We start from the raw sequence: 25,901 nt of genomic DNA, 5'->3' as shown, positions 1-25,901 counted from the left end.
GAAGCCTTGTCAATCAAATCAGGTTGGTCTGATAACAATCCTTCGAGGTCGTCAATCCCTATGTTTGATGGTTTTATGGCCCTTCCTAAAAAGAAACTTAAAGTCGCATTCCACTTTCTACTATTTTTGTTTTATTTAAGCTAACTGGGATATGCTATAGCAATTAAAGGAGCAAAAATGACCAAACTTATTTTTAGAAAGGTCACCTTACTTTATAGTGGCCTCTTTTTCTTACTAACACTTGGCGTCAGCAACAACTCTGCCATGATTCACTATCTAGACAATGCTATCTTTAACCTAGTCGCTATAAGTGATAGCCATAACTTAACTACATTCATGATTTATGTTTCTAGTATTGCTAGCCCATTAATCGTAAGTGTATTAGCGACCATCTTACTTATCCTTAACCGGCATCAGGTCACTAAAAGCATCTACTTGGCTACTTTTTATTTTGGAACCAGCGCCATGGCCCTGGTGCTGAAACATCTCATCCACAGAAGCAGACCTCATTTTCAACTTTTCCCCGATACTGGCTTTAGCTTCCCTAGTGGTCATAGTATCTGTATGATTCTTTTTTTCCAAGTCCTCTTAGTCCTACTAGCTGGCCATAAAGACACTTCCGCCGCTCTCATGAGATGTGGCGCACTGCTCATGACTTTGGCACTTCTTTTCTCGCGTGTCTACCTCCGGGATCATTTCCCAACAGACATCCTCGCTTCCTTATGCCTAGCCATGTCCTCATTCTCCTTTTTCCAACCCCTTTTCTGGGAAAATAAAAGCTTTAAAGTTTTCAAAAGAAGAGAACAGAGCCTGAAAGTTGGCTAACTTGTCCCTGGCTGCGCTTTATAAATCAGCTATTTTGTGATATAGTATTTCCATGAAACATTAAAGGAGTTATAATGTCCGCACAAGATAAAATTATAAAAGCTAGTCACATGATTACCATGGATGATATTATCCGCGAAGGTAATCCTACCCTCAGAGAAAATGCTCAAGAAGTAGCCCTCCCCTTAAGTGATGAAGATATCATCTTAGGTGAAAAAATGATGCAATTCTTGAAACATTCTCAAGATCCTGTCATGGCTGAGAAATTAGACTTACGGGGAGGCGTAGGACTGGCTGCACCGCAATTAGATATTTCCAAACGAATCCTCGCAGTCCTAGTACCTAACATGGAAGACGCAGAAGGCAATCCACCGAAAGAAGCCTATAGTCTTCAAGAAATTATGTATAACCCCAAAATTGTGGCCCATGCTGTTCAAGATGCAGCACTCGCTGATGGAGAAGGGTGTTTGTCTGTCGACCGTTTAGTGGAAGGTTATGTAGTCAGACATTCACGTGTCACTGTTGACTACTTCACTAAAGACGGTGAGAAAAAACGCATCAAACTCAAAGGTTATAATGCCATTGTTGTTCAACATGAAATCGATCATATTAACGGCATTATGTTCTATGACCGCATCAATCAAGACAATCCATTTGCTATTAAAGAAGGTATGTTAATTATTGAATAATAAAAAATCTCAGTTCGCTTGAACTGAGATTTTCTTTTTTTTTGGGGGGATTGTATGTGTGGATTATTTAGGGAGAATTACACTTAAGCTTCTGTTGAGATAGCTGCTAAAAGAGCATCTGCTTGAGCTGACAAGCTTGCTTTCGTTTCATCAGAAATTTCAAGCACACCAGTTCCCCATGCTTCAGGGTTAACAGTAGCTTTTGTAAACTCACCAGCTGAAGTTGTACGGATAAATGGAATTAAATCTTTGTAGATGGCAAACATTGGTTCATGACCTGCGTTAGCAACTGATGAAACAGTTAAGACTTTACCGCCGATTGCTGAAGGACCAGTTGTATCTGATAAATCAAGTGCGCGTGATGCCCAGTCAAGTAAGTTTTTCACTGAACCAGGAATTGAGAAGTTGTAAACTGGTGAGAAAATCCAAATAGCATCTGCAGCTTGGATAGCTTCACGAACTTTAACGACAGATTCTGGAGCATTTGCTTCAAGATCTTGACTGAATACAGGAACTTGTGCCCAATCTAAATAAGTCACGTTAGCTTTACCAGCTAAAATTTCTTCAGTTGCTTGAGCTAACTGATGGTTGAATGACCCTTTACGTAAAGAACCGTCGATAAATAGAATATTTTTCACTTCTTTTTCTCCTTTAAAAAAACCTTTAAGTTTAGCAATGATAGACATATTGTCTCCTTTTATTTCGTTACTAATCAGCAACTCATTAATACTATGTAGTAATTATATTATTACTAGTTAGTAAAGTCAATCAATTTAACTCATAAAAATAAGAAGTTGGGCAAAGTGCTCAACTTCTTATCAATAGACATTAATAGTTTAGAAGACTTCTAAAAATTAGTTAAAAACTTTAAAACGATCTTCGTCAGCCATAAATTCTTTATCGCCAGCTGCAGCTTCGATTGAACCAAAGTTCAATTGACCACGAAGTTTCCATGAAGCAGGAACTTCAAATGCTTTAGCAACTGATGCATCAATAACTGGATTGTAATGTTGTAGGTTAGCACCTAAACCAAGTTCAGCTGAAAGTGCAGTCCATGCATTGACAGTTGAGATACCTGAAGCTTGTTCAGACCAAACTGGGAAGTTATCAGCGTAAAGCGCAAATTGTTCTTGCAAGCCTTTAACAACGTCTTGGTCTTCAAATAACAATACTGTCCCTTTAGCAGCTCCAAAGCTAGCTAATTTTTCTTTAGTTCCAGCGATTGCTTCTTCAGGAACACCCTGTTCTTTCATTGTAGCTTCTAAGTCAGTAGCTACTAATGTATTCCAGAAGTTTGTCACTTGCTCATCAAACAAGATAACAGCGCGTGTTGTTTGACTGTTAAATGCTGATGGTGATTGACGGATAGCTTCTTTAATCACTTCAGCGATTTGTTCGTTTGAAGCTTCAACATTACGACCTAAAGCGTAGATTGTGCGACGGTTTTTTAATTCTTGTAAAAATGACATGTTTTTCTCCTATGAAATTGTGGCTATGAAAGAATGTCTGTAACACTCTTTTTTATTACTATGTAGTAATTATATTATTACTAATTAGTAAAGTCGAAAGAAATGACTCAGGAATTTTTAAATTTTTTTAAAAGTCTAATGAGTTCTTCTTGCTCTGCTTCTGTCAGTACGGAAAAGGTCTCTTCAACACGACTGATATGTTGAGGTAAAGCTTTCTCGATAACTGCTTTGCCATCCTCCGTTAAGCTAACAAGGAAAGAGCGTTTGTCATTTGGACACATGATCCGTTCAACCCAACCCTTTTTCTCCATGTTTTTGATAACAACGGTCATATTACCTGATGTTGCCAACATGCTATTGATGAGTTCACCAATTTTAAGGGTTCCTTTTGCATTTAAGACATCCAGTACTGCAAATTGTGTTGGGGTTAGTTCAAAGTCTTTATAGCTTTCAGAAACTTTGGCATCAATAGTCCGGAATGCCTTACGCATAACAACCATTGATTTTACTGCTGAATTTTTAAATGTTCCCATATTGCCTCCTTTCCTTTTATGGACTTATTTTATAACTAATTAGTAATAAACGCAATCAACTTGTTTTCTTTCGTTCATAGAAGATTTTTTAAGATAATTGTTTTTTTAGAAGAAATCATCAAAAAGACTTAATTGGTTATCTTCTGGTAAATTCCCCAGGATTCCCATATCATCCATCTTTTCAACAATCGTTTGTGAAGCACCGCCACGTTTACGTAACTCCATTTTCGATAAGAACTCCCCTTCTTCACGCGCCCTAACGATTTGTTTAGCCACGTTTTCACCCAAGCCTTCTAAGGCCACGAAAGGTGGAATAAGGGTATCTCCTTCAATTTGGAATTCAAGGGCATGACTCTTATAAAGGTCCAACTTACCAAATTTAAAGCCACGTTCCAACATTTCATTAACCAGTTCCAGAGTCGTAAAGAGATCATTTTCAACATTAGTTGCTTCATTATTTTTGCGTTTAAGGGCAATATCTTCCATTCTTGCTTTAACAGCATCAAGACCACCACTCATGGTTTTCAATTCAAAGGCTTTAGCCCGAATAGAGAAATAAGCACAATAATACATGATTGGGTAATGTACCTTGAAGTAAGCAACCCGCAAGGCCATTAATACATAAGCTGCTGCATGGGCTTTAGGGAACATGTATTTGATTTTCCCACAAGATTCAATATACCAGTCGGGCACATTGTTCTCACGCATGGCTTGAATATAAGAATTACGTTCATCTTCAGAAATCTTCAACCACATGCCCTTCCGCACCCGTTCCATAATGGTAAAGGCCATTTTGGGTTCTAAGCCAGCATGCATCAAGTAAACCATGATGTCATCCCGACAACCGATAACCGTTTTTAGGGTTGCAATTCCTTCTTTAATAAGGTCTTGGGCATTCCCCAACCAAACATCGGTACCATGTGACAGTCCTGACAACTGCAAAAGTTCTGCAAAGGTGGTTGGATGGGTCTCATTAACCATGCCACGTACAAAGTTGGTTCCGAATTCCGGAATTCCCAACATCCCTGTTGGTGTCCCAATTTGTTCTGGCGTTACCCCTAGAATCTCTGTTCCAGAGAAGAGCGCCATGACTCCTGGATCATCAGCTGGAATGGTCTTAGCATCAATGCCTGCTAAATCTTCCAACATTTTAATCATAGTTGGGTCATCATGACCCAGGATATCAAGTTTTAAGACATTCTCATCGATATCATGGAAGTTAAAGTGAGTGGTTTGCCAAGAAGCCGTAACATCTTCAGCTGGGTATTGAACAGGTGTAAAATCATAAACATCCATGTAGTTTGGAATAACAACGATACCACCCGGGTGCTGACCTGTTGTCCGTTTAACACCGGCAGCACCTGCTGCTAGTCGATCAACTTCGGCATCTCTATACATTTTACCAAAATCACGCTCATAGCCCTTAACAAAACCATAGGCAGTTTTTTCCGCAACCGTACCAACGGTACCCGCACGGAAAGCATACTCCTCCCCGAAAATATCTCGAACATCCAAATGGGCTGACGGTTGATCATCTCCAGAGAAGTTCAAATCGATATCGGGAACCTTATCCCCATCAAAACCAAGGAAGGTTTCAAATGGGATATCTTGCCCATCTTTTTTATAGGCTGTGCCACATTCTGGACAGTTTTTATCAGCTAAGTCGTAACCGGAACCGACAGAACCATCGGTAATGAATTCTGAGTGCTGGCAATTGGGACAAACATAGTGCGGTGGCATAGGATTAACTTCCGTAATCCCAATCATGGTGGCAACGAAACTAGAGCCAACAGACCCCCGCGAACCTACCAAGTAACCCCGCTCGTTTGAACGATTAACCAACATCTGAGAGGCCAAGTAAATCACAGCGAATCCATTTCCCAAAATAGAGGTTAATTCTTTTTCAATTCGAAGGTCAATGATATCTGGTAGAGGATTTCCGTAAATTTCAAAGGCTTTCTGATAGGTTAATTCTGCAACAGTTTCTTCAGCCTTGTCGATAAATGGGGTGTACAAATCCCCTTTAACGACCTCTACGGCCTCAATCCGATCGGCAAAATCTTGCGAGTTTTGAACCACAACTTGGTAAGCCAGGTCATTCCCCAAAAAGGCAAAGTCATCAAGCATCTCATTAGTAGTTCTAAAATGGGCTTCTGGTAATGGTGCTGGTTGCGCCCCTTCCCCTCGGCCGATGGTTCTATTAATCATAGCCCCTTGACCTAAGGCGCGGACAATGATTTCACGATAAATCGCTTCTTCTGGCTCGATATAATGAACATTACCTGTGGCTATGACAGGTTTGTTGAGACGACGACCTACTTCAACCAAATCGAGAATGGCCTGTTCAATGCCTGCCTGGTCCTTAACCAACTCACGTGCAATCAGTGGCTGATACAGGGCTGGCGGCATAATTTCAATAAAGTCATAATACTTAGCCACTTCAACAGCCGCATCAACACCCTTGGTTAGAACGGCATCAAAGACTTCACCTTCAGAACAAGCTGTACCCAAAAGTAAACCTTGACGGTATTGGTCCAAAACAGTTCTTGGTATCCTTGGCACACCTTCAAAATACTTCACATTAGAAAGACTAACAAGTTTAAAAATATTTTTTAAACCAGTCTGATTTTGCACATAAATAGTCGCATGCTTAATCCGAGCTTTTTTATAAGAATCTTCGGCCACAAGTTTGGTATTTAGGTCCATTAAATTGGTAAGGCCATGTTTTTCCCTAGCTTCTTTTAAAAAAATAAAAAGCAAGCGTCCAGTGGCTTCCGCGTCATAATTGGCCATGTGGTGATGATCAAGAGAGACCTGGAAACGTTTGGTCAATGGGCCAAGACCATGACGTTTGTATTCTGGATAAAGATTACGGGCAAACTCTAAGGTATCAATAACCGGTTGCGTGATTAAAGGCAGATTATTCCGCTCATAGTTGGCATTCATAAAGCCAATATCAAAGCTAGCATTATGGGCAACTAAGACCGTATCCTGACAAAAGGCTTGGAATTCTTCTAGTACTTGTAAGAGTGGCTTAGCACCAACTAAATGATTGTCGGTAATTCCCGTAAGTTCCGTTGTAAAACTGGAAAGTGGATGACCAGGATTAATGAATTCATCAAATTGTTCAATAATATTTCCTTTGTACATTTTTGAAGCCGCAATTTGAATCAAATCATTATTCATGGCTGAAAGACCCGTTGTTTCAACGTCAAAAACCACATAAGTTGCCTCATGCAAGTCCATGTCAATAGGGTCATAAGAAATAGGAACCTTGTCTTCAACAATATTGGCTTCTATACCAAAAATAGCTTTAATCCCGGCTTTACGAGCACGGTGATAACCATGAGGGAAGGACTGAACATTGCCATGGTCAGTAATAGCAATAGCCGTGTGACCCCATTTTGCAGCTGTGTCAATTAAAGATTCAACGGTTGGTAAAGCATCCATGGTTGACATGTTAGTATGAGCATGGAGTTCAACCCGTTTTTGCCCCTCTGGCATCAAATCTTTCCGAGCGTGATGAACAATCTCCTTGATTTGTTGCACATTCATGGTCAAACTCTTAGTGAACTGGTTGTTTTCGATATTCCCTTGAACCCGTAGCCATGACCCTTTGGCAATCATATCAAATTTGCGTAACTCATCGTCATCCTTAGCCCACTTTTGCATAGCAAAACTTGAGGTATAGTCGGTCATTTTAAAGTTGATGATATGACGACCTGTCCGCGTTGTTTTGCGGTCAACATCAAAAACCATTCCCTCAAAGACAATGCGGTTTTCCTCAGTCTCCACTTCAATCATCGGAGTGATAGACGCTTTTTCAAAACCAGCCTGCCTTTGAGCAACTCTTTCTTTATAGTCAAAACTTGGCTGCTTGTCGCTAGCTTCCTCAGCAGGTGGCTGCATGGCTTCTAATGATCTTTGCGCCTCTAGATTCTCCTGTACCGCCTTCTCTAGAATAGCTTGGCGATTGGACACAAAAGAATGCTTCATAGCCTCGGTCATTTCCTGATTGCTTACCATTTCTATGGCCATTTGGCCAAAGCCAAAGGCTTCAAATTGTGCAACCAGATTAGGAATGTGGTTCTTCTTGAAATGATCATTATTGACAAATTGAGGCGTATCAATAATCAGTACGCCATCCTGGTAAGAAACTTTGAGACTGGCGAAAGAAGACTTAAAAGAGGCCGCGTTACAGGGCGCGTGTTCAAAAGCCTCCTGATAGTAGGCTTGTAACAAGTCCTGATCTGAATAATCCACCTTGTCCGCTTTAATATCAAAAGTCGCTTTGATATCAGCCGCCTTAAAGGTATGCGTTAAGCGATAATGCAATTCCCGAAAGATTTCAATGGGTAAAATCTCCGCAAAAGAAAAGTGAAACTCCCATAAACGTGACAGGGAATGCACATTAACTTCAATAATGTCAGCAGTCGAAAAAGCACTTGAAGTACGCATTTCAAGTGGCATTTCTATTTGTTCCATTAATTTTACGAATAAGTCTGACATAATTTTCTCCTGAATTTCTTAGGCTCTATTTTATCATATTTCTTGATAAATTTCGACTGGCAAGATAAGCCTCGGTAATCATCAAACCCTGTTCGGGTTCAAAAAAACGACCATAGATTCGTGGTCGTTTTTTTGAAGGACTTTGCCCTATGTAAAAGCAGTGTCTTAAAATATCTGCTTCTACGTTCTATTTCTTAGTCAAAATTTCTAGTGTTTCAATAATATTATCAGCGTGAACTTCAATACTATCACCACTTGCTTTGATTTTAATTTCGACAATACCTTCGGAAGCTTTTTTACCAACAGTGATGCGAATTGGCAAACCAATCAAATCACTATCTGAGAATTTAGAACCAACACGTTCATTACGGTCATCAGTTAGTACTTCATAGCCTTTAGCCATCAAGTCAGCTTCAACCTTACTTGTTAAATCTTGAGCTTCTTGATCTTTAGTATTAACAGTGATGAGATGAACATCAAATGGAGCTAATTCTTCTGGGAAGTTAATACCCCAGGCAAAACGGTAATCACCTTTAGGCGTTTTGGAAACAAATAATCTGGCATGTTGTTCAATGACTGCAGACAAGATTCGAGAAACACCAATACCATAACATCCCATAACAATTGGAACTGCTCGCCCATTTTCATCAAGAATATTGGCATTAAAGCTTTCTGTGTAGCGTGTCCCTAATTTAAAGATATGACCAACTTCGATACCACGGGCAAATTGAAGAACACCATGTCCATCAGGTGAATCTTCACCTTCTTTAACTTCACGAATATCGACATATTCAGCTTGGAAGTCGCGACCTGGGTTAACACCAGTTACGTGGAAGCCATCTTTGTTAGCACCGGCAACAGCATTAGCCAAGTTCTCAATATTACGATCAGCGACAATGCGGATATCTTCAGAAATGCCAACTGGTCCAAGTGACCCAAAATGAGCTCCAAAAGTTTGGAAGGCTTCTTCTTCAGTTGCTGCTTCTAAGAAATCAGCTTCTAAATAGTTTTTCAATTTAACATCATTGACTTGGTCATTACCAACTAATAAAGCTACTACTGGTTTGCCATCTGCCATGAAAAGTAATGTTTTAATAGTTGTTTCAGCTGGACGGTTTAAAAATTCCGCCACTTGGTCAATAGTTTTGCAGTCTGGTGTTGCCACTTCAACCAAATTTTCTTGAGCTTCAACCTTTGTGTTTGGGGCAAAAGCATTGCTGGCCATTTCTAAGTTAGCAGCATAGCTAGATTCACTTGAGTAAGCAATGGTATCTTCACCTGAAATCAACCATGAGCTTAGCTCTTCCTTGATTTCTGCAAGAACTGATTCTGGAATATCATTGACTGATGGAATGGATTTATCTAATACCAACCAACGGTCAAGGTCAGTCCGTTCAGGAGTGATGGCCATGAATTCTTGGGAATCTTTTCCTCCCATTGCACCGCCATCTCCAATAATCCCTTTAAACTCAAGACCTGATCTCGTAAAGATAGCTTCATAGGCTTTACGGTAGTCTTCGTAAGTGACATCTAAGTCTTCGTAGTTTTGGTGGAAGCTATAACCATCTTTCATGATGAATTCGCGCGTTCTTAATAGTCCGTTACGTGGACGTTTTTCATCACGATATTTAGCTTGAATTTGATAAAGATTTAAAGGTAATTGTTTATATGATTTAACCGCATCACGTACCAAGGTAGTGAAGGTTTCTTCGTGAGTTGGTCCTAAGATAAAGTCTGAGGATTCACGATTTTTTAATTTATAAAGGTCATCTCCATAAGTTTCATAACGACCAGACTCACGCCACAAATCAGCTGTTAATAAAGCAGGAGCCAGCATTTCAACGGCACCAATTTTATCAAATTCTTGACGCATAATGGTTTTTAATTTTTCAATGGTGCGGTTTGCTAGTGGTAAATAGGCATAAATACCCGCTGAGACTTGACGAACATAACCAGCACGCAACATCAAGGCATGGCTGATAACTTGTGCATCACTTGGCATTTCCCGTAAGGTTGGGATTAACATTTTTGATTGTTTCATTAGATTATTTTTCTCCTCTTAACTTAGAAAAAAGCTCGGATAATATCATTCCAGGTCACTGCTACCATAAGAACTAACATGATGGCAACTCCTGCAAAGGTAATATATGTTTCTGTTTCTTGTTTGAGTGGTTTGCGACGAATGGCTTCAATGATGTTCATTAAGATTTTCCCACCATCTAAGGCCGGGATTGGCACAAGGTTGAAAATACCAAGGTTGATGGATAACATGCCCATCAAAGTCAGCACAGATTCTAAACCATTGTGGGCTGCCTGGTTAGACATCTGATACATAGCTACCGGACCACCCAGTTTATCTAAACTAAAGCTCAGTATAAGATTTTTCAGTGCAGTGATAATGAGTGTAGCTCCGCTAAGAGCCATTTGGAAGCCGCCTAAGATTTTGTCCATAAGCCCAGTTTTCAATGGCACTTGAACGCCAATGACATAGCTCTTAGCCACTTTTTTGGGTTTGACTTGGACAATCTTACTGTCCCCTTTAGACTTTACAGTCACAGGGATGGTTTGTCCTTCTTTAAGGCCTTTTGTTGATTGATCAACAGCTTTAATTAAATCTTCCCAGTTAGCTACCTTGTATTTGCCAACTTTTAGAATCTGGTCATTGGTCTTGATTCCTGCAGCCTGAGCAGCACCACCATCAGCTACCCTGATGTGGTTACTTGAATAGTCAAGAGCCCCACCTTGGACAAAGGTCAATAAGATGAAGACCAAAAGTCCCAGAATAAAATTATTCATTGGACCAGCAAAGTTGGTGATTAAACGTCCCCAAACACTGGCATTCTGATACTGAACATCCAGAGGGGCAATTCTAATCTCTGTTCCATCTTCTTCTACGATGGTGGCTTCATGGTCGACCGCATAAGTTTTGGTCTCATCAATGACCAAGCCAGTAATAGATAACTTGTCTTCTAAGTCATATGAGGTGACATTCATTGGCAAGCTTGTCGGATCGATATTGGTTTTCGAGAGATTTATACGACTTACCAAGCCAGCTTGATTAAGGGTCAAGCTAGCTGGCGTGCCGGTTTTAATTTCCGTTTTATCATCACCCCAGCCAGCCATACGAACATAGCCACCTAAGGGGAGCATTCTAACAGTATATAAGGTTCCTTCTTTATCAGTATGAGCGAAGAGTTTGGGGCCCATACCTATTGCGAATTCACGAACCAAAATACCTGATTTCTTGGCAAAATAGAAATGCCCAAATTCATGGACAACAACAATTATGCCGAAAATAAGGATAAAGGTTAATAAGCCTAGCATAAATTTCCTTTCAGTCTACTTTTTTGAGTTTAAAAAAGTCCAAAAAGATGCATGATGGGGAAAACAAAAATCATGGAATCAAAGCGGTCTAATATACCACCATGACCTGGAATTAATTTCCCTGAATCTTTAACACCAAAGTGTCTCTTAATAGAACTTTCCACAAGATCGCCAAATTGCGCAAAAATCGAAAAGAAAATAACAAATACTAACATGGTTAAGAAGTGATGCGGTGCATATACAGCCTTATCAAAAAGCATGAAAATTAATGAGACGAGGACTGCAGAAGCAATTCCACCCAAGCTACCTTCAATGGTTTTATTTGGTGATACTTTAGCCAATAATTTTCGACGGCCAAACTTACGGCCGATGAAATAAGCCCCCATGTCAGTTGCCCAGACGATGAAAAGCGCTAACAAGACTTTGTCGATTCCAGACATGCGAGCATTGACCAAATTTTGGAAACCAATACCCACATAAAGACTTGCTGCTATTGGAAAGGCTGCGTCATCAAAGGAATAACGCTCACTATTTAGGACTGTCCCCGCTAAAAAGAAGAAGACAATAAGGCCAAAACAGGCAAAACTGGAGTCCACTGGTAAAAAAATGAGGTAGTTATCCATAGGGACAGTTAGGACAAAGGCTGCCAACATGGCTAGGACACCTTCAAATGAAAAGACCTCTAGCTGTTTCATTCTAAGCATTTCGGATACAGCAATCATTGCTAAAACAGCTACAAAAAGCTGGAAGGGAAGGCTGCCAATAATTAAGAATGGCAAAAAGATAGCTGCTGCTATTGCCCCCCAGATAATTCGTTCTCTCATATATTTACTCCTCTAAACGCCACCAAAACGACGGTGACGGCGGTTATAATCTTCCAAGGCTGCAATTAACTCAGCTCGCTTGAAGTCTGGCCATAAAATTGGTGTGAAATAAAATTCACTATAGGCAGATTGCCAAGGCATGAAATTGCTAAGACGCAACTCACCACTGGTTCTAATAATCAAATCTGGATCACGATATAGGTAAGGCAAGTGGTCTGTCATTAAATAATTGGCAATTAATTCTTCGGTGATATCACCAGGATTTAAATTGGCGTCCAAAACATCTTGTGCGATCATCCGCACTGCACTAGTAATTTCGGCACGACCACCATAATTCAAAGCAAAATTTAAGACTAGTCCTGAATTTTTTCGAGTAGCTTCGATAGCTCGATTCAGGGCATTTAAAGTTGCTTCTGGTAATCGATTGGTTTCACCAATCATTTGGATGCGAACATTATTTTTGTTAAGCTCCGGAACATATTTATCAAAAAATTCAACTGGTAAATTCATGATAAAAGAGACTTCATCTTGAGGTCTGGTCCAATTTTCGGTTGAAAAGGCATAAACGGTTAAGACTTTAACGCCTAATTCTGAAGCTGCAATGGTAACATCTTGAAGGGCGTCCATTCCGGCTTTATGACCAAAAACACGTGGTTTTAAGCGCTTTTTCGCCCAACGACCATTACCATCCATGATAATGCCAATATGTTTAGGAATTTTTTCGAGTTTTACTTCTTTTGGTTTTAGCTGTAATCGTAACATGTCATTTCCTTAATTTTAAGCGTACTTACTTTATTCTACCATAATTAGAGCTATTTGACTTAGCTTTTAGCGTCTAAATCCACAAAAAAAGGCCTCTAATAGCCAAATTTTGGCGATTTTAGAGTCCTTTTTCTTGATTTCAAGTCAAGCTACTTATTTTTTCAAATATTTGCTTACTCTTGAATAGCTGAATCACTTGTTTCAGCTGTCTGAATTGCTGATTCTTCAGCTACTGGAGTTACTTCTTCAGATGCTGGTACGACTTCTTCAGCCTGTTTATCTTCTACGGCTTCATTACTTGTTGTAACTGCTTCTGCACTTGCTTTAGTAACGATGCGTTTAATGGCTCCCAGTTCAAATGGTAAGTAAACACCATCGACATCTAAGATGATTTTGTTTGCTGCTTGGTCAACTTCATCGACTAAGGCATACATACCACCAATAGTAATAACTTCATCACCTTTTTGTAAGGCATTCATTTGTTCTTGACGTTCTTGTGCTTGTTTCTTTTGTTGGCGTTGCATATAGAAAATGAGTCCAATAAAGACGACAAACATGATTATTGTTGAAAATCCCATAATTGCTCCTTCTTTTAATTAAAAGTCTTGCTTAACTATATCAAAATTCGCATAACATAGCAAGGAGAGGCTAATTATTTTCCGCTACCGCCCAAGATAAAATCGACGATTTCTGATGGTGACAAACTGGAATCACAAACCACCTTAACACTTCCAGCATTTCCAACAACCAAAGCCGGAACAGTTTGAATCTTATTGCTGGCACGGAATTCTTGAATAGCTTCAAAATCGGCTAGGGAGTCGCTAGGGATATAGTAAACAGTTAATTCTTTTTCTTGACTGACTTGAGCTAATTTTGGCGCGAAACGGCGACAAAAAGAGCAGGTAGGTCGCCCTAGAAAAAGGATAAAATCTTCCTTTGCATTCTGCTTTTTCAGTAGTTGGTTCATGGTAATCTCGGTAAAATAGCTAATTGCTTCTTGAAATTCCATTATGTCTCTCCTTCAATCTAAATAGTTAAAGGCATGGACGCTGAGGTCCAAGCCCTTCCTTTAAACTTCATAGCCATTTGGGTGGCTTGAATGCCAAGTCCAAGCGCTGGCAATAATCTTTTCAATGTTATCAAATTCTGGTTTCCAGCCCAGGATATCACGCGCTTTAATTGAATCAGCCACTAAGACATCCGGATCCCCTTGGCGACGTGGACCAATTTCACAAGGAATTTCTTTACCTGTCACTTTACGGGCCACTTCAATGATTTGAAGATTAGAAAAACCAGTTGATGAACCTAAGTTAAAGGCAGAAGAATTATTTCCTTTGCGAAGGTAATTAACGGCTAACAGGTGCGCTTGTGCTAAATCGAAAGGATGAACATAGTCACGAATGTTTGTACCATCTGCTGTTTCATAATCATCCCCAAAAATCATCATTTTTTCACGTTGACCATTAGCCACTTGAAGGACAATCGGAATTAAATGAGTTTCTGGTTTATGATCTTCACCAATTGAGCCATCAGGTTTGTCACCCGCTACATTAAAGTAGCGAAGGGCAACAAATTTGATGCCATAGGCTTGGTCACACCAATCCATGATTTTTTCCATCATCAACTTACTTTCGCCATAAGGATTAATCGGTGCTTGAGAAGTAGTTTCCTTAATCGGCAATTCTTCAGGAATACCATATGTCGCTGCAGTTGATGAGAAAACAATTTTCTTAACGCCAACTTCATTCATAACTTCTAAAAGTTTAACCATACCAACGGTATTATTGTCGAAGTATTTTAAAGGATCTGTCATTGATTCACCAACCAAAGAGAAGGCAGCAAAATGAATAACCGCATCAATATCTTTGTTTTCTTGGAATACCCGACGCATAAAGTCTTGATCCGCTAAGTCACCTTGATAAAAAGAAGCCTCTGGATGAACCGCTTGGCGATGTCCAGTAACTAAGTTATCCACAACGACAACCTCTTCACTTCCATTTTCAATCAACCAATCAACCATGTGAGAGCCTATATATCCTGCTCCCCCAAGTACAAGAATTGCCATTATTTTTCTCCTTCTATTCCAATACTTTCCACAAATCGCATGAAGGCTACTTTGCCTTCCGCATCTTGTTTATAAACGCCTGCATCCTCTAGAACCCGGACAAAAACTTTTCCGACTTCATTTTGGACCAGGTCATGTACATTTTCAGGTGACACAACTTGATGTGTCTTGATTTCATCCGCCCATTCAAGATGATAGTCTGCTATGTTATTATACTCACCTAATAAGTATTTTTCAACTTCTAGAAGTTCATCTTTAAGTCGTGGTGGTAGAATAGCTAGTCCCATGACCTCGATTAATCCAATATTTTCTTTTTTAATATGATGCAATTCTTTATGCGGATGATAGACACCATCTGGAAATTCACTGCTTGTATGATTGTCGCGTAATACAATATCTAGTTCATATTTCCCATGGCGCTTTCGTGCAATTGGGGTAACTGTATGATGTGGTACCTCATCTGAATAAGCAAGAATATCAACACTTACATCAGAATGCTGACGCCAAGCTGTACGAATTATTTCTGCCAGGTCACTGATTTCTGCCGGATTTTCACCCTTTAAGCGAATAACTGACATTGGCCACTTTAGAAGCTCAGCTTCAATTCTCAAAAAGCCCTTAAAACGAAATTGTTTTTCTGCTTGTGCAAGGGCCATTGGAAAATCGTGTCGTCCCCCTTGATAATGGTTATGAGTTAGGATTGAGCCTCCAACAATTGGCAAGTCAGAGTTGGAACCTGCAAAATAATCCGGGAAAATGTCGACGATCGCCAGTAGTTGGTCAAATGTTTTTTTTGAAATGACCATAGGCACATGCTCTTGATCAAAGAAAATACAATGCTCATTAAAGTAAGCATACGGAGAATATTGGAAGCCCCAGGCATCTTGGTCTAATTTCATCCTTATAATTCTATGATTTGCCCGCGCTGGATGATTTAACCGACCCTGATACCCTTCATTTTCCATACACAATTGACATAAAGGATAGGTTGAGGACTTGGCTAATTTTGCTGCTGCTATAGCTTTTGGATCTTTCTCAGGCTTTGATAAGTTAATCGTAATTTCTATATTACCGTAAGGTGAAGGTGTTTTGAATGCTATATTTTTAGCAATAGCTGACACTTTGATGTAATCATTAGCTTTACTGAGTTTATAAAAATCAGCTATTGCATTCTCAGGAGATATTTTATAAGTTTCCCAAAAAGCATTATTGACTTGACTTGGTACTGGTGTCATAAAATTCATCAACTCTGCACCAAGACAGTCTCTTTCTTCAAGAAATTGACCAATTTTGCCATTATTTTGAGCTAAATCTAAGAGCTCTTCTTTTAATAAGATACAATCTGTTTCTTCAGTTTGCTTGTCACTTCCCTCTTCTCCAACAAGTGAAAGGATTCTATTTCTTAAATACAAACTATCCTCTTCTGTATAATCAGATTGTTTGATGATAGCTTTTACAAATTGGTTTACAAGTTTTTTCATGATTATCTCGCTTTATAATACGTAAGAACCTTGAGCGACTTCTGCAATATAAAATCCTGGTTTATAACCAATAACGTCAAGGTATTTTGCTTCAATAGCTTCTTTAAAAGATTGAACTTTTTCTTTTTCAACAATGGCGATAGCACAACCTCCAAAACCAGCACCAGTCATCCTTGCTCCAAGAACACCATCTTGTTCCCAAGCTGAATGAACCAAGGTGTCTAGTTCAATTCCAGTAACTTGGTAGTCATGTTCTAAAGAGACATGAGAGGCATTAATCAAACGACCAAATTTATCCAATTCGCCCGCTTGTAAGGCTTTTAAGGCTTCTAATGTTCGTTGATTTTCGGAGACAGCATGACGAGCACGTTTTAGTCTGTTGGAATCTTTAATAAGATAGGCATATTGATCAAAAGTTTCATTGTCAATGGCGCCAAGTGAATCAATTACAAGTTTTGTTTGCAATTCTTCTAATGCTGCTTCACATTCTGAACGTCTTTCATTATATTTTGAGTCTGCCAGTTCCCGTCTTTTGTTTGTATTCATGATGACAATTTGATAATGTCCTAAATCTAATGGTACTAGTTCATATTCTAGACTATTTGTATCTAAATAAATAGCTTTTTTATCTGCACCCAAACCAATTGCAAATTGATCCATGATTCCAGAGTTAACACCAATAAATTGATTTTCAGTCTGCTTACCAATTTTCACTAAATCAAGGCGTTCAAGTTGAAGGTCAAATAATTTTTCACAAACAATCCCAACTAATAGCTCGAGAGAGGCTGAGGAAGATAAACCTGAACCATTTGGTATATTTCCATTAACATATAAATCAAAGCCATAAGGAATGTCATGCCCTGCTTCTTTTAAGAACTTGATAACACCCTTGGCATAATTTGTCCAATTATCTTCTTTGGCAAAAACAAGTTGATTTAGATCAATTTCAATTATACCTAAATCCGAGAAATTTTCTGAATAGAAACGACAAATAGTATCAGTACGTTTACTTGCAGCGCCATAAGTACCTAAAGTAATTGCCGCAGGAAAAACATGACCACCATTATAATCTGTATGTTCGCCAATTAAATTAATGCGTCCAGGTGAAAAGAATAAAGCATCTGCTTCTGATTTAAAAACCTCTTGAAACCTTGTTTGTAATTCAGTATTTGTCATTTTTAGACTCCTTTTTTCTTCTATTAAGTTTATTTTAGAAAATCTCCAAATTATAGTCAATTACTTTACTAAAATTTTACTAAATTGTGGTTAAAAACTCTTCTTTACGATATACTTATCATAAGATAATAATAAAACTAAGGAGATAAACTATGGCAACCTTGAAAGATATTGCAACCTTAGCTCAAGTGTCGCAAGCTACTGTTTCGCGTGTCCTTAACGATGACCAAACACTATCAGTTGGTGAAGATACCAAACACCGCATTTTAACAATCGCAGATCAACTTGGTTATTCAAAACATAAATCTAAGACCAATCTTCCAAAAATAAAGCAAAAAATCGCCATATATCAATGGTATAGCCAACAAGAAGAATTGAATGATCTTTACTACTACTCGATCAGGATTGGAATTGAAAATAGGGCACGTCTACTTAGTTATGACATTGTTCGATTCTTCAACGATGATAAAATTATCTTAGACGCTAGTGTTGTAGGCGTTATCGCTATCGGAAAATTTAGTCAGAAACAGATTTCAAACCTCGAAGCACATAAATTACCACTTGTTTTTGTCGATTCAGACACTTTAACCGCTGGACACCATTGTGTTACAACTGACTTTGAGCATTCTGTCATGATGGCTGTCGATTATTTTATTGACAAAGGTTTTCACGATATTGGAATGATTGCTGGAGAAGAAACAACCAGTGACCGGAGCCAAACACTAACCGATCAACGCTTTCGAACATTTAAAAATTATACAAGTGAACTAGGTCTCTATAAGCCTGAATTTATGTTTGTAGGAGAATTTTCAGCACAGTCAGGCTACAAATTGATGAAAGATGCTATCACTACACTAGGCGACAAACTTCCAAACGCCTTCTTTATCGCTAACGATACACTGGCAATCGGTGCACTTAGAGCTTTACAGGAAGCTAATGTACCAGTTCCTAATAGAGTTAATATCATATCTTTTAATGACACAGCTATCACTAAACAAGTTTTTCCCGCTCTTTCAAGTGTTACAGTTTATACAGAAGAAATGGGCATTATGGCAGTTGATATTCTCAACAAACAACTTATCCAACCTTCTGACACCTTAACACTTACCAAAATAGCAACACGATTAACCATCCGTGAATCCACATTATAAAAGGAATCAATCCATGAATAGTAAAGACTTAATGCATTCTGGCCAACTCTACTTCCCAAATGACCCAACCATTATGGAGAAGCAAACCCAATGCCAAGAAATCCTATACGATTTCAATCAAACTAGACCTTTGGAAGGTCAAAAAAGACAAGACTTAATGCAAAAGATGTTTCACTCACTTGGTGAAAATGTTTATATCGAACCACCATTAAGAGCTAATTGGGGAGGACATTTTACCAGCATTGGAAATAACGTCTATGTTAATTTCAACTTAACTCTCGTTGACGATACCTATATTGAAATTGGTGATAATACCATGATTGCCCCTAATGTGACAATTATTTCTGGTACTCACCCATTAGAAGTTTCATTACGTCAACAAGGTTATCAATATAATCTCCCTGTAAAGATTGGTAAAAATTGCTGGATTGGCGCCAACTCTACCATTTTACCAGGAGTAACAATAGGTGATAATAGTATTATTGGAGCAAATAGCCTTGTTACAAAGGACATTCCAACTAATTCATTAGCTCTAGGCAGCCCCGCCAAAGTTACAAAAACAATTAAAGAATAATTCCACTTCAAACTGATAAAAAAATCTAGGAAATAAATTTCCTAGATTTTTCTTCTTTTAGCTATCTTTCCCTTGTTTACGTGCCAATAGTGCAAACGGTAAAATTAAGGCTCCACCAGCTAAAGCAAGAATACCTTTTTTATTCTTACTCTTGTCAACTTTGATGGCTTTTTTTAGTTTTTTGTCAATAATTTTTGACGCTTTTCCCGTCTTATCATGTCCCTTATTAGTTTTATCATGTTTTTCATGACCTTTGTGCTTGCCTTGATCATGGCCACTACCAGAAGGTCCATCAGGAATTGGAGTTTCAGGAGTTTGTCCATTATCACCTGGGACCGGTGTATCAGGGGTTTGGCCTGTATCACCAGGTACTGGTGTGTCTGGATTTCCACCATTATCTCCTGGATTTGGTGTGTCTGGATTCTGACCTGTATCCCCAGGTTCTGTATCTGTCACTTTCGCCAACTTCAAGATAGTCGCTGTCAAAGCATCAAGTGTTAAACCGTTTTGATCAAAATGCAAACCAGTAGGATTGGTTAAATTGGCCAAGCCTGCACGCTCACCATCTGCCAGCACGCTAGCGCTACTCCATTCTGCTGGTAGAGTAAAATGACGTACCTTACTGTCCGAATTAACGAGGACCACATAACGATCTCCATTTGTTGCAGTAACCATATAACCAATAACAAGATCATTTTCGGCTACACCATCTTGACCAGGAATAGTCAACAAGCTCACGTTTTGATCAACAAGCGCTTTGTCACCAAGACGGAAAGCATCTGTCGAACGACGAATAGCAATCAAACCTTGCATGTAATCATGACTCTTAGTATTTTCAGGATATAGCGAACTATTTGTTGCCTTAGTCCAATCAAAATGATTGATAGCATCAGTAGAATCATAAGAATCGTGGATAAAGTATGGGTATTCAAATGGTGTACCATCTTCATTTACAAGCAAATGGGATTTGTTTGGTACCAATTCACTGGCTACTGGCTGTTTGTAGGCTTCATCCCGGAATTGTTTGGTACGGCCATATTCTTGACCAGCATGAACAAATGCAGTCCCTTGAGAAGTCATGATAATCAAATTACCTAAACGCAAACGACGGTGAATTTCAGCATTATTTTCGGCAATGCTTGGATCTTTTTTAATAGATTGCGCAATAATATCAAATAGGGTTAAGTTATCATGGGCTTCAATATATTGAATGACATCACCAGGATCATCAGCTGTAAAGTTCGTTGGTTGTCCTTTAATATTGCTAAAGATGCCATTAATGCTACGACTACCATTTGTTAAGAAGGCTGGTTGCCCTTCATTTGGATAACCTGATTTCAATAAATTTCGGATATCATCAGAGAAAGATGCAACAGAATCTGTTTGATTCATCCAAGATTGATCTGCCGCTTGAACTTTCTTGTTTTCATCTCCAGCGTATGTGATCCAACCTTCTCCCAACATCAGGATATTTGGATTAAGAGCTTTAGCAGCATCAAATGCAGCTTGAATGGTTGCCGCATCATGTTCACCCATCATATCAAAGCGGAAACCGTCAACCTTATACTCTGAAACCATGTATTTAATAGAATCAAGCAAGAGACGATGTGTCATATAATGGGTTGTCCCAACACGACCACCACCAAAAGCAGTTCGAGGTGTACCGTCAGCATCCATGAAATGGTAATAGTTTGGTTCCAAATCTTCTAAAATAGCGACCTTAGCAGTATGATTGTAAACCACATCAAGCAGAACACCCATACCAAGTTTGTGAATCTCATTAACTAAATTCTTGAATTCAGCAATTCGTTTACTTGGATCAGTTGGGTCTGAAGAATAATTACCTGTCAAAGCAAAGTAAGATTGTGGATCATAGCCCCAGTTATAGTTAGTATCACTAGAAGCATAGTTATCCATTCTGTCTTTATTCATTTCATTGATGAAATAGTAAGACATAACTGGCAATAATTGAATGTGGGTAACCCCTAATTCTTTCAAATATTGTAAGCGTTCTACGAATGCCCCAAAAGTTCCAAATTGATTTGTCAAATCACCAGAAATAGCCTGGTCAGATGTAAAGTCACGAACATGCGCCTCATAGATAATCGCATCTTCACGTTTTGTGAAGCCTGGAATGTGAGCATAAACTAAGTCTTTTGGACCATATTGACTCGGATCAATGAAGGCTGCCTTAGCAACTGCATATTCAGGTCCTTTAGCGGCTAAATCAGAATTCCATTCTGCTAATGACTTAGCATAAGGATCTAAAGCAAGCACGGTCTTATCACCACGTTGAATTTGATAATGGTAATAATAGCCCCGATAGTCAGTCACACCCAAACCGGAATTGCTGTCCAGATGTCCCGTCCATTGACCCTTGTCACCTTTAAGCATTGCAACAGTACCAAGAACAAGAGATTGGTCATCTTTATCATAAACAACCACTGAAACATTATCAGCACTTGGTGACCAAATAGCCATGTCAACTGATTGACCATTTTCATTGACTTTTGAACCTAGGAATCCATCATAGGCATAAAGGGAATCTTTGTACTCCCAATTGCCTTTAGCTAAAAATTGTTCTGAAATATAAGTGACAGTAAATGGTCCCTTATCGGCAGCAAAATTACCAGTAATGAGGATTGTTTTTTGAGCTGCATTTAGAGCAATAGAGTCTATTGTCACCAATTCTTTAGCCCCATTAATCACTGTTAGGTTTTTAAGAATTGTCGGCTTATCAGCACCTTCAAGACTAGTCATACTAGCTTCAATAGTTGTCGGACTAGTTTGTTGAGCACCTAACATGCGAACATTATTAACAAAGTAAGGGTTTGTATAAATGGTTGAATCCTCATCTTTCAAGAAAATCTGTGTGTTATTTTTAAAATCTGTAAATTTGTAGTCAGTTGGATTAATTTTAACAGCATCACCACTCTTACTTTCATCCAACAATAGGAAACCTAAATCACTTGGCAAATCTGTCAATTTAATATCTAGGTAGGCACCATACTTACCTAAGTCAGTAAAATTGACACCATCAGGCCAAGATCCTAATTGTTTTAATTGAGCTGGGTCGACACTGCCCCAAAGCCATAATGATTTGTCGCTGTAGTTACCATCAGTTCGGAAATAGTTGATGCGAAGAGTTCCGACAGCTTGAGGCGCATAATAATGTGCTTTGTAGTTTTCATCAAACCAAACTTCATTCATGCTTTGACTCAGCACATCAAAAGATTGGTCGCCAGTAATATTTTGGCCTCCGGTATTATTAATAAGCCATTTAATTAAATCTCGAGGACCTTCTGCCATTTGAATGTCAAGATAGAAGCCATAGGCATCTTGCTTAGCCGATTTGAAGCTGGTCGCACCTGTTGGCCAAGCGCCATTTTGCTCAGAAGGCTTAGCCACATCTTCCCAAGTCCAAAGCCCTAGACTAGACAAATCAGTTGACGGTAAAGTCTTGAAGTGCATACGAATATAGCCTGCTGCGATAGGCGTTTCAGCATCAAGTACTGTATCAACCTTAATAATATCGCCATCAGTGACTTGTAAAATCATGGTTCCGCCATCTTTAGAATTTGGCGCTATAAGCTCAACAAAGAAGCTCCCATCAGCAGCTTTTTGGGCTTGATAAGACTTGCCAGAATAAGCGTCAAAAACTGTTGCTTTTTCGGAAGAAAGGGTTACCTTGAAAGTACGGCTAGCATCTTCCATGTGATAAAGGAAGTAAGCTGTATCACTGCCATTGCTGCGCTTAGTCAATAACCATCTTTGACTGTCACTAGAAGATATAAGGTTTAAATCACCTTTGGCCATCAAATCACTATGGGTGTTACGGAAATTTAAAAGAGCTTTATAGTGGTTTAACAGTTCGCTGGTATCAGCTTTTGACCAATCTAATTCATAACGGTTATCATAGTATGGCCAGTTATTAGCACCTGATTGACCTAATTCTTCCCCATAATAGATGACTGGCTGACCTTTAGCTGTCAGTAAAAGACTAATAGCTAACTTGTACTTATCAAGATCATTGCCAATACTGTAAAGGAAGCCATCTTCATCATGACTGCCCAAAAACTGTGCTAAGGTTTGATTGCTAGTCAAGAAATTGTTTCGAGCAACAAGTTCTTTTCCAGCAGCTGTTAATTGACCATTTACGAAGAGTTTAGCAATGTCTTTAAAGCCAAAGTCAAGCAAGCTATCCATAGTACCAGTGCCTAAATCACCCTTGGTATCTTTATAATTTGCTCCCCAACTTTCACCCACCAAGTGGAAGTCAGCATCTTTTAAAGCTAATTCATTTTTAAAATCCTGCCAGGTTGTGTCGTCAACATGTTTGACCGTATCAACACGGAAAGCATAAATGCTATTGCCGTTTGCTGTCGTTGCTTTTTCTAACCATTGTGTTTGCCAAGCAACTAATTGATCACGAACCAAAGGATCTTCAGTCCGGAAATCCGGAAGGTTGGCAAGAGAATCTTTCTGGTCATCCCCAGCAATAATCTGGTCCCCTGTACGAATCATATCCTTGAATTTAGTCTCTGAACCATAACCCGCATGATTGAGGACCACATCGACAATAATATTAATGCCACGCGCCGCAGCTTGGTCAATCAACTCATGGAAATCATCCAAGGTCCCCAAATATGGATTTAATTTTTCAAAATCATCAGCCCAGTAGCCGTGATAAGCATAGTATTCCTTACCAGCTTCAGTACTAACATTTTGTGGCACGTTTTCGACAATCGGTGTCACCCAAACACTTGAAACACCAAGAGCCTTCAAGTAATCTAATTTAGCAGTAATTCCTTTAAAGTCACCACCCTTATAGACACCAGCTTGATTGACTGCACTATCATAAGGTTGATTAAAAGAATTGTCATTGCTCTGATCACCATTATAAAAACGGTCAGTCACAGCAAAATAAATAACTTGCTCATCCCAGTCCTTTTCACCAAGCTTCTTGTTTCGAGGATTAATGGTTACAGTCACTTGACTATCATAATAACCATTATCAGCATCGTAAATCCGAATCGGCAATTGGTAAGTGCCCGCTGCTGTTGTCGAACTAGCTGTAATCGTAACACGGTTCAATTCTGGTGAAATCAGAATCTTGCCACCACCGATTTGCGCAGTGTCAACATCCATGCGCGTAATTTTGGCATTATCAGGATTCGTCAAAACAATATCAACAATGCCAGTTTCATTGTAATTAAAAGGACGCAAACTGCTAGCTTGAGCTTTAATGTTCTTAGTTCCAGGAATAGCTTTGCTGAAATCTTGCTCAGTTTGAGTTTTAATGTAGTAAGGATTAGTGTACAAGCTATCATCGCCACTCTTCAAAAAGAGCTGACTCTGAATTTCCCAATCAGTGAAGCTATAATCCACAGTTTTATTACCAGGGGCATCTGGATTATTTTGATTGACTAATAAAAATCCGAAATTCGAAGCCAAAGCTTTTGAAAGCGGGATATCAACATAGCGACCATTTGGTCCCTCATTGACAAAATCTAAAGCGTCGGTTGGCCATTTTTGACTTGCAGTGGCCACATCACCCCAAATCCAAACACCCCAGCCAGCATAATTATTGTCTGCTCGTTTATAATTAATGCGAATGATAGATTCATCAGCAATCGGTTGATAAGTATAGCTATTGAATTGCGCATCAATCCAAGCTTCATTCATACTAGGGTCGATAACAGGAAGTTTCCGGTCACCATCACCACCAATTTTAGTACCATTATCTAAAAGAACATAACCAATATCACCAGTTCCACTAGCTGCCTTTGTGATATCAATGTAGTATCCATAGGCATCTTTTTGTTGACTATTAAATGGCATTGCGGCTGTTGGCCAAGTCCCAGTTGAAGGATTAGCAACAGCACCCCAAGTCCAAATAGCCGCATTGGCAACATTGGCATCAGTTACATTTTGAAAATGCAAACGAATATCACCAGCAGCAATTGGAGTCTCTGCTACATTCGTTTCCACAGTCGGGGTAGTTGATGTAACAACACTATCATTTGAAGTGCTTGTAGCAAGCGAAGTTGGATTGACAGCTTCAACTGGCTGTGTCTCTACTGTCGAATTAACAGTTACATCCTGATTCGATACGGTAGAAACTGGATTACTGGTTTCAGAAGTCTGACTAGCATTAACAGCAATCGGAGTCTCGCTAATTGTTGGAGTAGTCGATGTTGAAATTTGATCACTAGACGAATTGGTATCTGTGACGAGACTTGTCGCAGTAGCATCTGTCAGACTATCAACCGTATTGGCTTGAACAACATGCCCTCCCGAGAAAAAGAGAGCTGTTGCAATAGTTACCGAAGCAACTCCAACCTTCAAACGACGAATCCCAAATTTTTGCCGTTTTTCAGGTCTGAAGGCTTCAGGTTTTTTTATCATTGAATGTAACATATGATCCTCCTTTGATCCTTTTCATAACTAGTATACAAAGGAAAAATCATTTATGCAACCGTTTTCTTAAATAATTATAAATAATTATACAGTAAGCCA

Annotated in this window: 18 protein-coding genes; 4 read left to right on the top strand and 14 right to left on the bottom strand. The window is 39.1% G+C overall.

The window, feature by feature from the left end:
* Positions 1-177: 177 nt before the first annotated feature.
* Both A9Q68_RS09560 and def read left to right on the top strand, forming a co-directional pair.
* Positions 178-825: a phosphatase PAP2 family protein gene (locus A9Q68_RS09560; protein ID WP_106404012.1), complete on the top strand. Its 648-nt coding sequence runs from the start codon at positions 178-180 to the stop codon at positions 823-825.
* A 74-nt stretch (positions 826-899) separates the two neighbouring features.
* Complete coding sequence (gene def, locus A9Q68_RS09555; RefSeq protein WP_071794460.1) at positions 900-1,514, top strand: peptide deformylase; 615 nt, start codon at positions 900-902, stop codon at positions 1,512-1,514.
* An 83-nt stretch (positions 1,515-1,597) separates the two neighbouring features.
* Here the strand turns inward: def and A9Q68_RS09550 are convergent, their stop codons facing one another.
* The 13 genes from A9Q68_RS09550 to A9Q68_RS09490 all read right to left on the bottom strand — a co-directional run bounded on the left by A9Q68_RS09550 (position 1,598) and on the right by A9Q68_RS09490 (position 17,657).
* A complete protein-coding gene (locus tag A9Q68_RS09550) occupies positions 1,598-2,152 on the bottom strand; it encodes an NADPH-dependent FMN reductase (RefSeq protein WP_338061959.1) in 555 nt (184 codons plus the stop codon).
* Positions 2,153-2,368: 216 nt separating this feature from the next.
* A complete protein-coding gene (locus A9Q68_RS09545) occupies positions 2,369-2,983 on the bottom strand; it encodes a nitroreductase family protein (RefSeq protein ID WP_071794458.1) in 615 nt (204 codons plus the stop codon).
* A gap of 107 nt (positions 2,984-3,090) precedes the next feature.
* Entirely contained in the window at positions 3,091-3,516 is a 426-nt protein-coding gene (locus tag A9Q68_RS09540) for a MarR family winged helix-turn-helix transcriptional regulator (protein WP_071794457.1), read from the bottom strand.
* Positions 3,517-3,621: 105 nt separating this feature from the next.
* The gene (locus A9Q68_RS09535) at positions 3,622-8,025 is read right to left on the bottom strand and encodes a PolC-type DNA polymerase III (RefSeq protein WP_071794456.1); all 4,404 of its coding nucleotides are present in this window, start codon (positions 8,023-8,025) and stop codon (positions 3,622-3,624) included.
* 187 nt (positions 8,026-8,212) lie between these two features.
* Positions 8,213-10,066, bottom strand: a complete 1,854-nt coding sequence (locus A9Q68_RS09530) for a proline--tRNA ligase (protein WP_071794455.1) — start codon at positions 10,064-10,066, stop codon at positions 8,213-8,215.
* A 23-nt stretch (positions 10,067-10,089) separates the two neighbouring features.
* Positions 10,090-11,349 (bottom strand): RIP metalloprotease RseP, encoded by a 1,260-nt coding sequence (gene rseP / locus A9Q68_RS09525; RefSeq protein WP_071794454.1) that lies wholly within the window; start codon positions 11,347-11,349, stop codon positions 10,090-10,092.
* Between the two features lie 29 nt (positions 11,350-11,378).
* A complete protein-coding gene (locus A9Q68_RS09520) occupies positions 11,379-12,173 on the bottom strand; it encodes a phosphatidate cytidylyltransferase (protein ID WP_071794453.1) in 795 nt (264 codons plus the stop codon).
* Positions 12,174-12,185: 12 nt separating this feature from the next.
* Complete coding sequence (locus A9Q68_RS09515; RefSeq protein ID WP_071794452.1) at positions 12,186-12,935, bottom strand: isoprenyl transferase; 750 nt, start codon at positions 12,933-12,935, stop codon at positions 12,186-12,188.
* Positions 12,936-13,108: 173 nt separating this feature from the next.
* Positions 13,109-13,513 (bottom strand): preprotein translocase subunit YajC, encoded by a 405-nt coding sequence (gene yajC, locus A9Q68_RS09510; protein WP_071794451.1) that lies wholly within the window; start codon positions 13,511-13,513, stop codon positions 13,109-13,111.
* 74 nt (positions 13,514-13,587) lie between these two features.
* Entirely contained in the window at positions 13,588-13,944 is a 357-nt protein-coding gene (locus tag A9Q68_RS09505) for a DUF6568 family protein (RefSeq protein WP_071794450.1), read from the bottom strand.
* Between the two features lie 60 nt (positions 13,945-14,004).
* The gene (gene galE / locus A9Q68_RS09500) at positions 14,005-15,000 is read right to left on the bottom strand and encodes a UDP-glucose 4-epimerase GalE (protein ID WP_071794449.1); all 996 of its coding nucleotides are present in this window, start codon (positions 14,998-15,000) and stop codon (positions 14,005-14,007) included.
* Complete coding sequence (gene galT / locus A9Q68_RS09495; protein ID WP_071794448.1) at positions 15,000-16,481, bottom strand: UDP-glucose--hexose-1-phosphate uridylyltransferase; 1,482 nt, start codon at positions 16,479-16,481, stop codon at positions 15,000-15,002. The genes galE and galT overlap by 1 nt, the downstream gene beginning before the upstream one ends.
* Positions 16,482-16,493: 12 nt before the next feature.
* Positions 16,494-17,657: a galactokinase gene (locus A9Q68_RS09490; RefSeq protein ID WP_071794447.1), complete on the bottom strand. Its 1,164-nt coding sequence runs from the start codon at positions 17,655-17,657 to the stop codon at positions 16,494-16,496.
* 152 nt (positions 17,658-17,809) lie between these two features.
* On the opposite strand from A9Q68_RS09490, the gene A9Q68_RS09485 reads away from it, so the two are divergent.
* On the top strand, positions 17,810-18,808 hold the full coding sequence (locus A9Q68_RS09485) for a LacI family DNA-binding transcriptional regulator (RefSeq protein WP_071794446.1): 999 nt from the start codon (positions 17,810-17,812) through the stop codon (positions 18,806-18,808).
* Between the two features lie 13 nt (positions 18,809-18,821).
* Entirely contained in the window at positions 18,822-19,382 is a 561-nt protein-coding gene (locus A9Q68_RS09480) for a sugar O-acetyltransferase (protein WP_071794445.1), read from the top strand.
* A gap of 57 nt (positions 19,383-19,439) precedes the next feature.
* On the opposite strand, the gene A9Q68_RS10615 is transcribed toward A9Q68_RS09480, so the two are convergent.
* A complete protein-coding gene (locus A9Q68_RS10615) occupies positions 19,440-25,802 on the bottom strand; it encodes a pullulanase (protein ID WP_083426058.1) in 6,363 nt (2,120 codons plus the stop codon).
* Positions 25,803-25,901: the final 99 nt, after the last annotated feature.

The sequence above is a fragment of the Streptococcus bovimastitidis genome (genome assembly GCF_001885095.1).
GTDB lineage: Bacteria > Bacillota > Bacilli > Lactobacillales > Streptococcaceae > Streptococcus > Streptococcus bovimastitidis.
The sequence above is the reverse complement of the archived record's forward strand: the minus strand, read 5'-3'. Positions and strand labels throughout refer to the sequence as shown.

Coding starts and splice junctions, on each gene's coding strand:
- A9Q68_RS09505 (WP_071794450.1), bottom strand. CDS start 13,944: ATGGAATTTCAAGAAGCAATTAGCTATTTTACCGAGATTACCATGAAC.
- A9Q68_RS09480 (WP_071794445.1), top strand. CDS start 18,822: ATGAATAGTAAAGACTTAATGCATTCTGGCCAACTCTACTTCCCAAAT.
- def (WP_071794460.1), top strand. CDS start 900: ATGTCCGCACAAGATAAAATTATAAAAGCTAGTCACATGATTACCATG.
- galT (WP_071794448.1), bottom strand. CDS start 16,481: ATGAAAAAACTTGTAAACCAATTTGTAAAAGCTATCATCAAACAATCT.
- A9Q68_RS09540 (WP_071794457.1), bottom strand. CDS start 3,516: ATGGGAACATTTAAAAATTCAGCAGTAAAATCAATGGTTGTTATGCGT.
- A9Q68_RS09530 (WP_071794455.1), bottom strand. CDS start 10,066: ATGAAACAATCAAAAATGTTAATCCCAACCTTACGGGAAATGCCAAGT.
- yajC (WP_071794451.1), bottom strand. CDS start 13,513: ATGGGATTTTCAACAATAATCATGTTTGTCGTCTTTATTGGACTCATT.
- A9Q68_RS09520 (WP_071794453.1), bottom strand. CDS start 12,173: ATGAGAGAACGAATTATCTGGGGGGCAATAGCAGCAGCTATCTTTTTG.
- rseP (WP_071794454.1), bottom strand. CDS start 11,349: ATGCTAGGCTTATTAACCTTTATCCTTATTTTCGGCATAATTGTTGTT.
- A9Q68_RS09515 (WP_071794452.1), bottom strand. CDS start 12,935: ATGTTACGATTACAGCTAAAACCAAAAGAAGTAAAACTCGAAAAAATT.
- A9Q68_RS09485 (WP_071794446.1), top strand. CDS start 17,810: ATGGCAACCTTGAAAGATATTGCAACCTTAGCTCAAGTGTCGCAAGCT.
- galE (WP_071794449.1), bottom strand. CDS start 15,000: ATGGCAATTCTTGTACTTGGGGGAGCAGGATATATAGGCTCTCACATG.
- A9Q68_RS09545 (WP_071794458.1), bottom strand. CDS start 2,983: ATGTCATTTTTACAAGAATTAAAAAACCGTCGCACAATCTACGCTTTA.
- A9Q68_RS09560 (WP_106404012.1), top strand. CDS start 178: ATGACCAAACTTATTTTTAGAAAGGTCACCTTACTTTATAGTGGCCTC.
- A9Q68_RS09490 (WP_071794447.1), bottom strand. CDS start 17,657: ATGACAAATACTGAATTACAAACAAGGTTTCAAGAGGTTTTTAAATCA.
- A9Q68_RS09535 (WP_071794456.1), bottom strand. CDS start 8,025: ATGTCAGACTTATTCGTAAAATTAATGGAACAAATAGAAATGCCACTT.
- A9Q68_RS10615 (WP_083426058.1), bottom strand. CDS start 25,802: ATGTTACATTCAATGATAAAAAAACCTGAAGCCTTCAGACCTGAAAAA.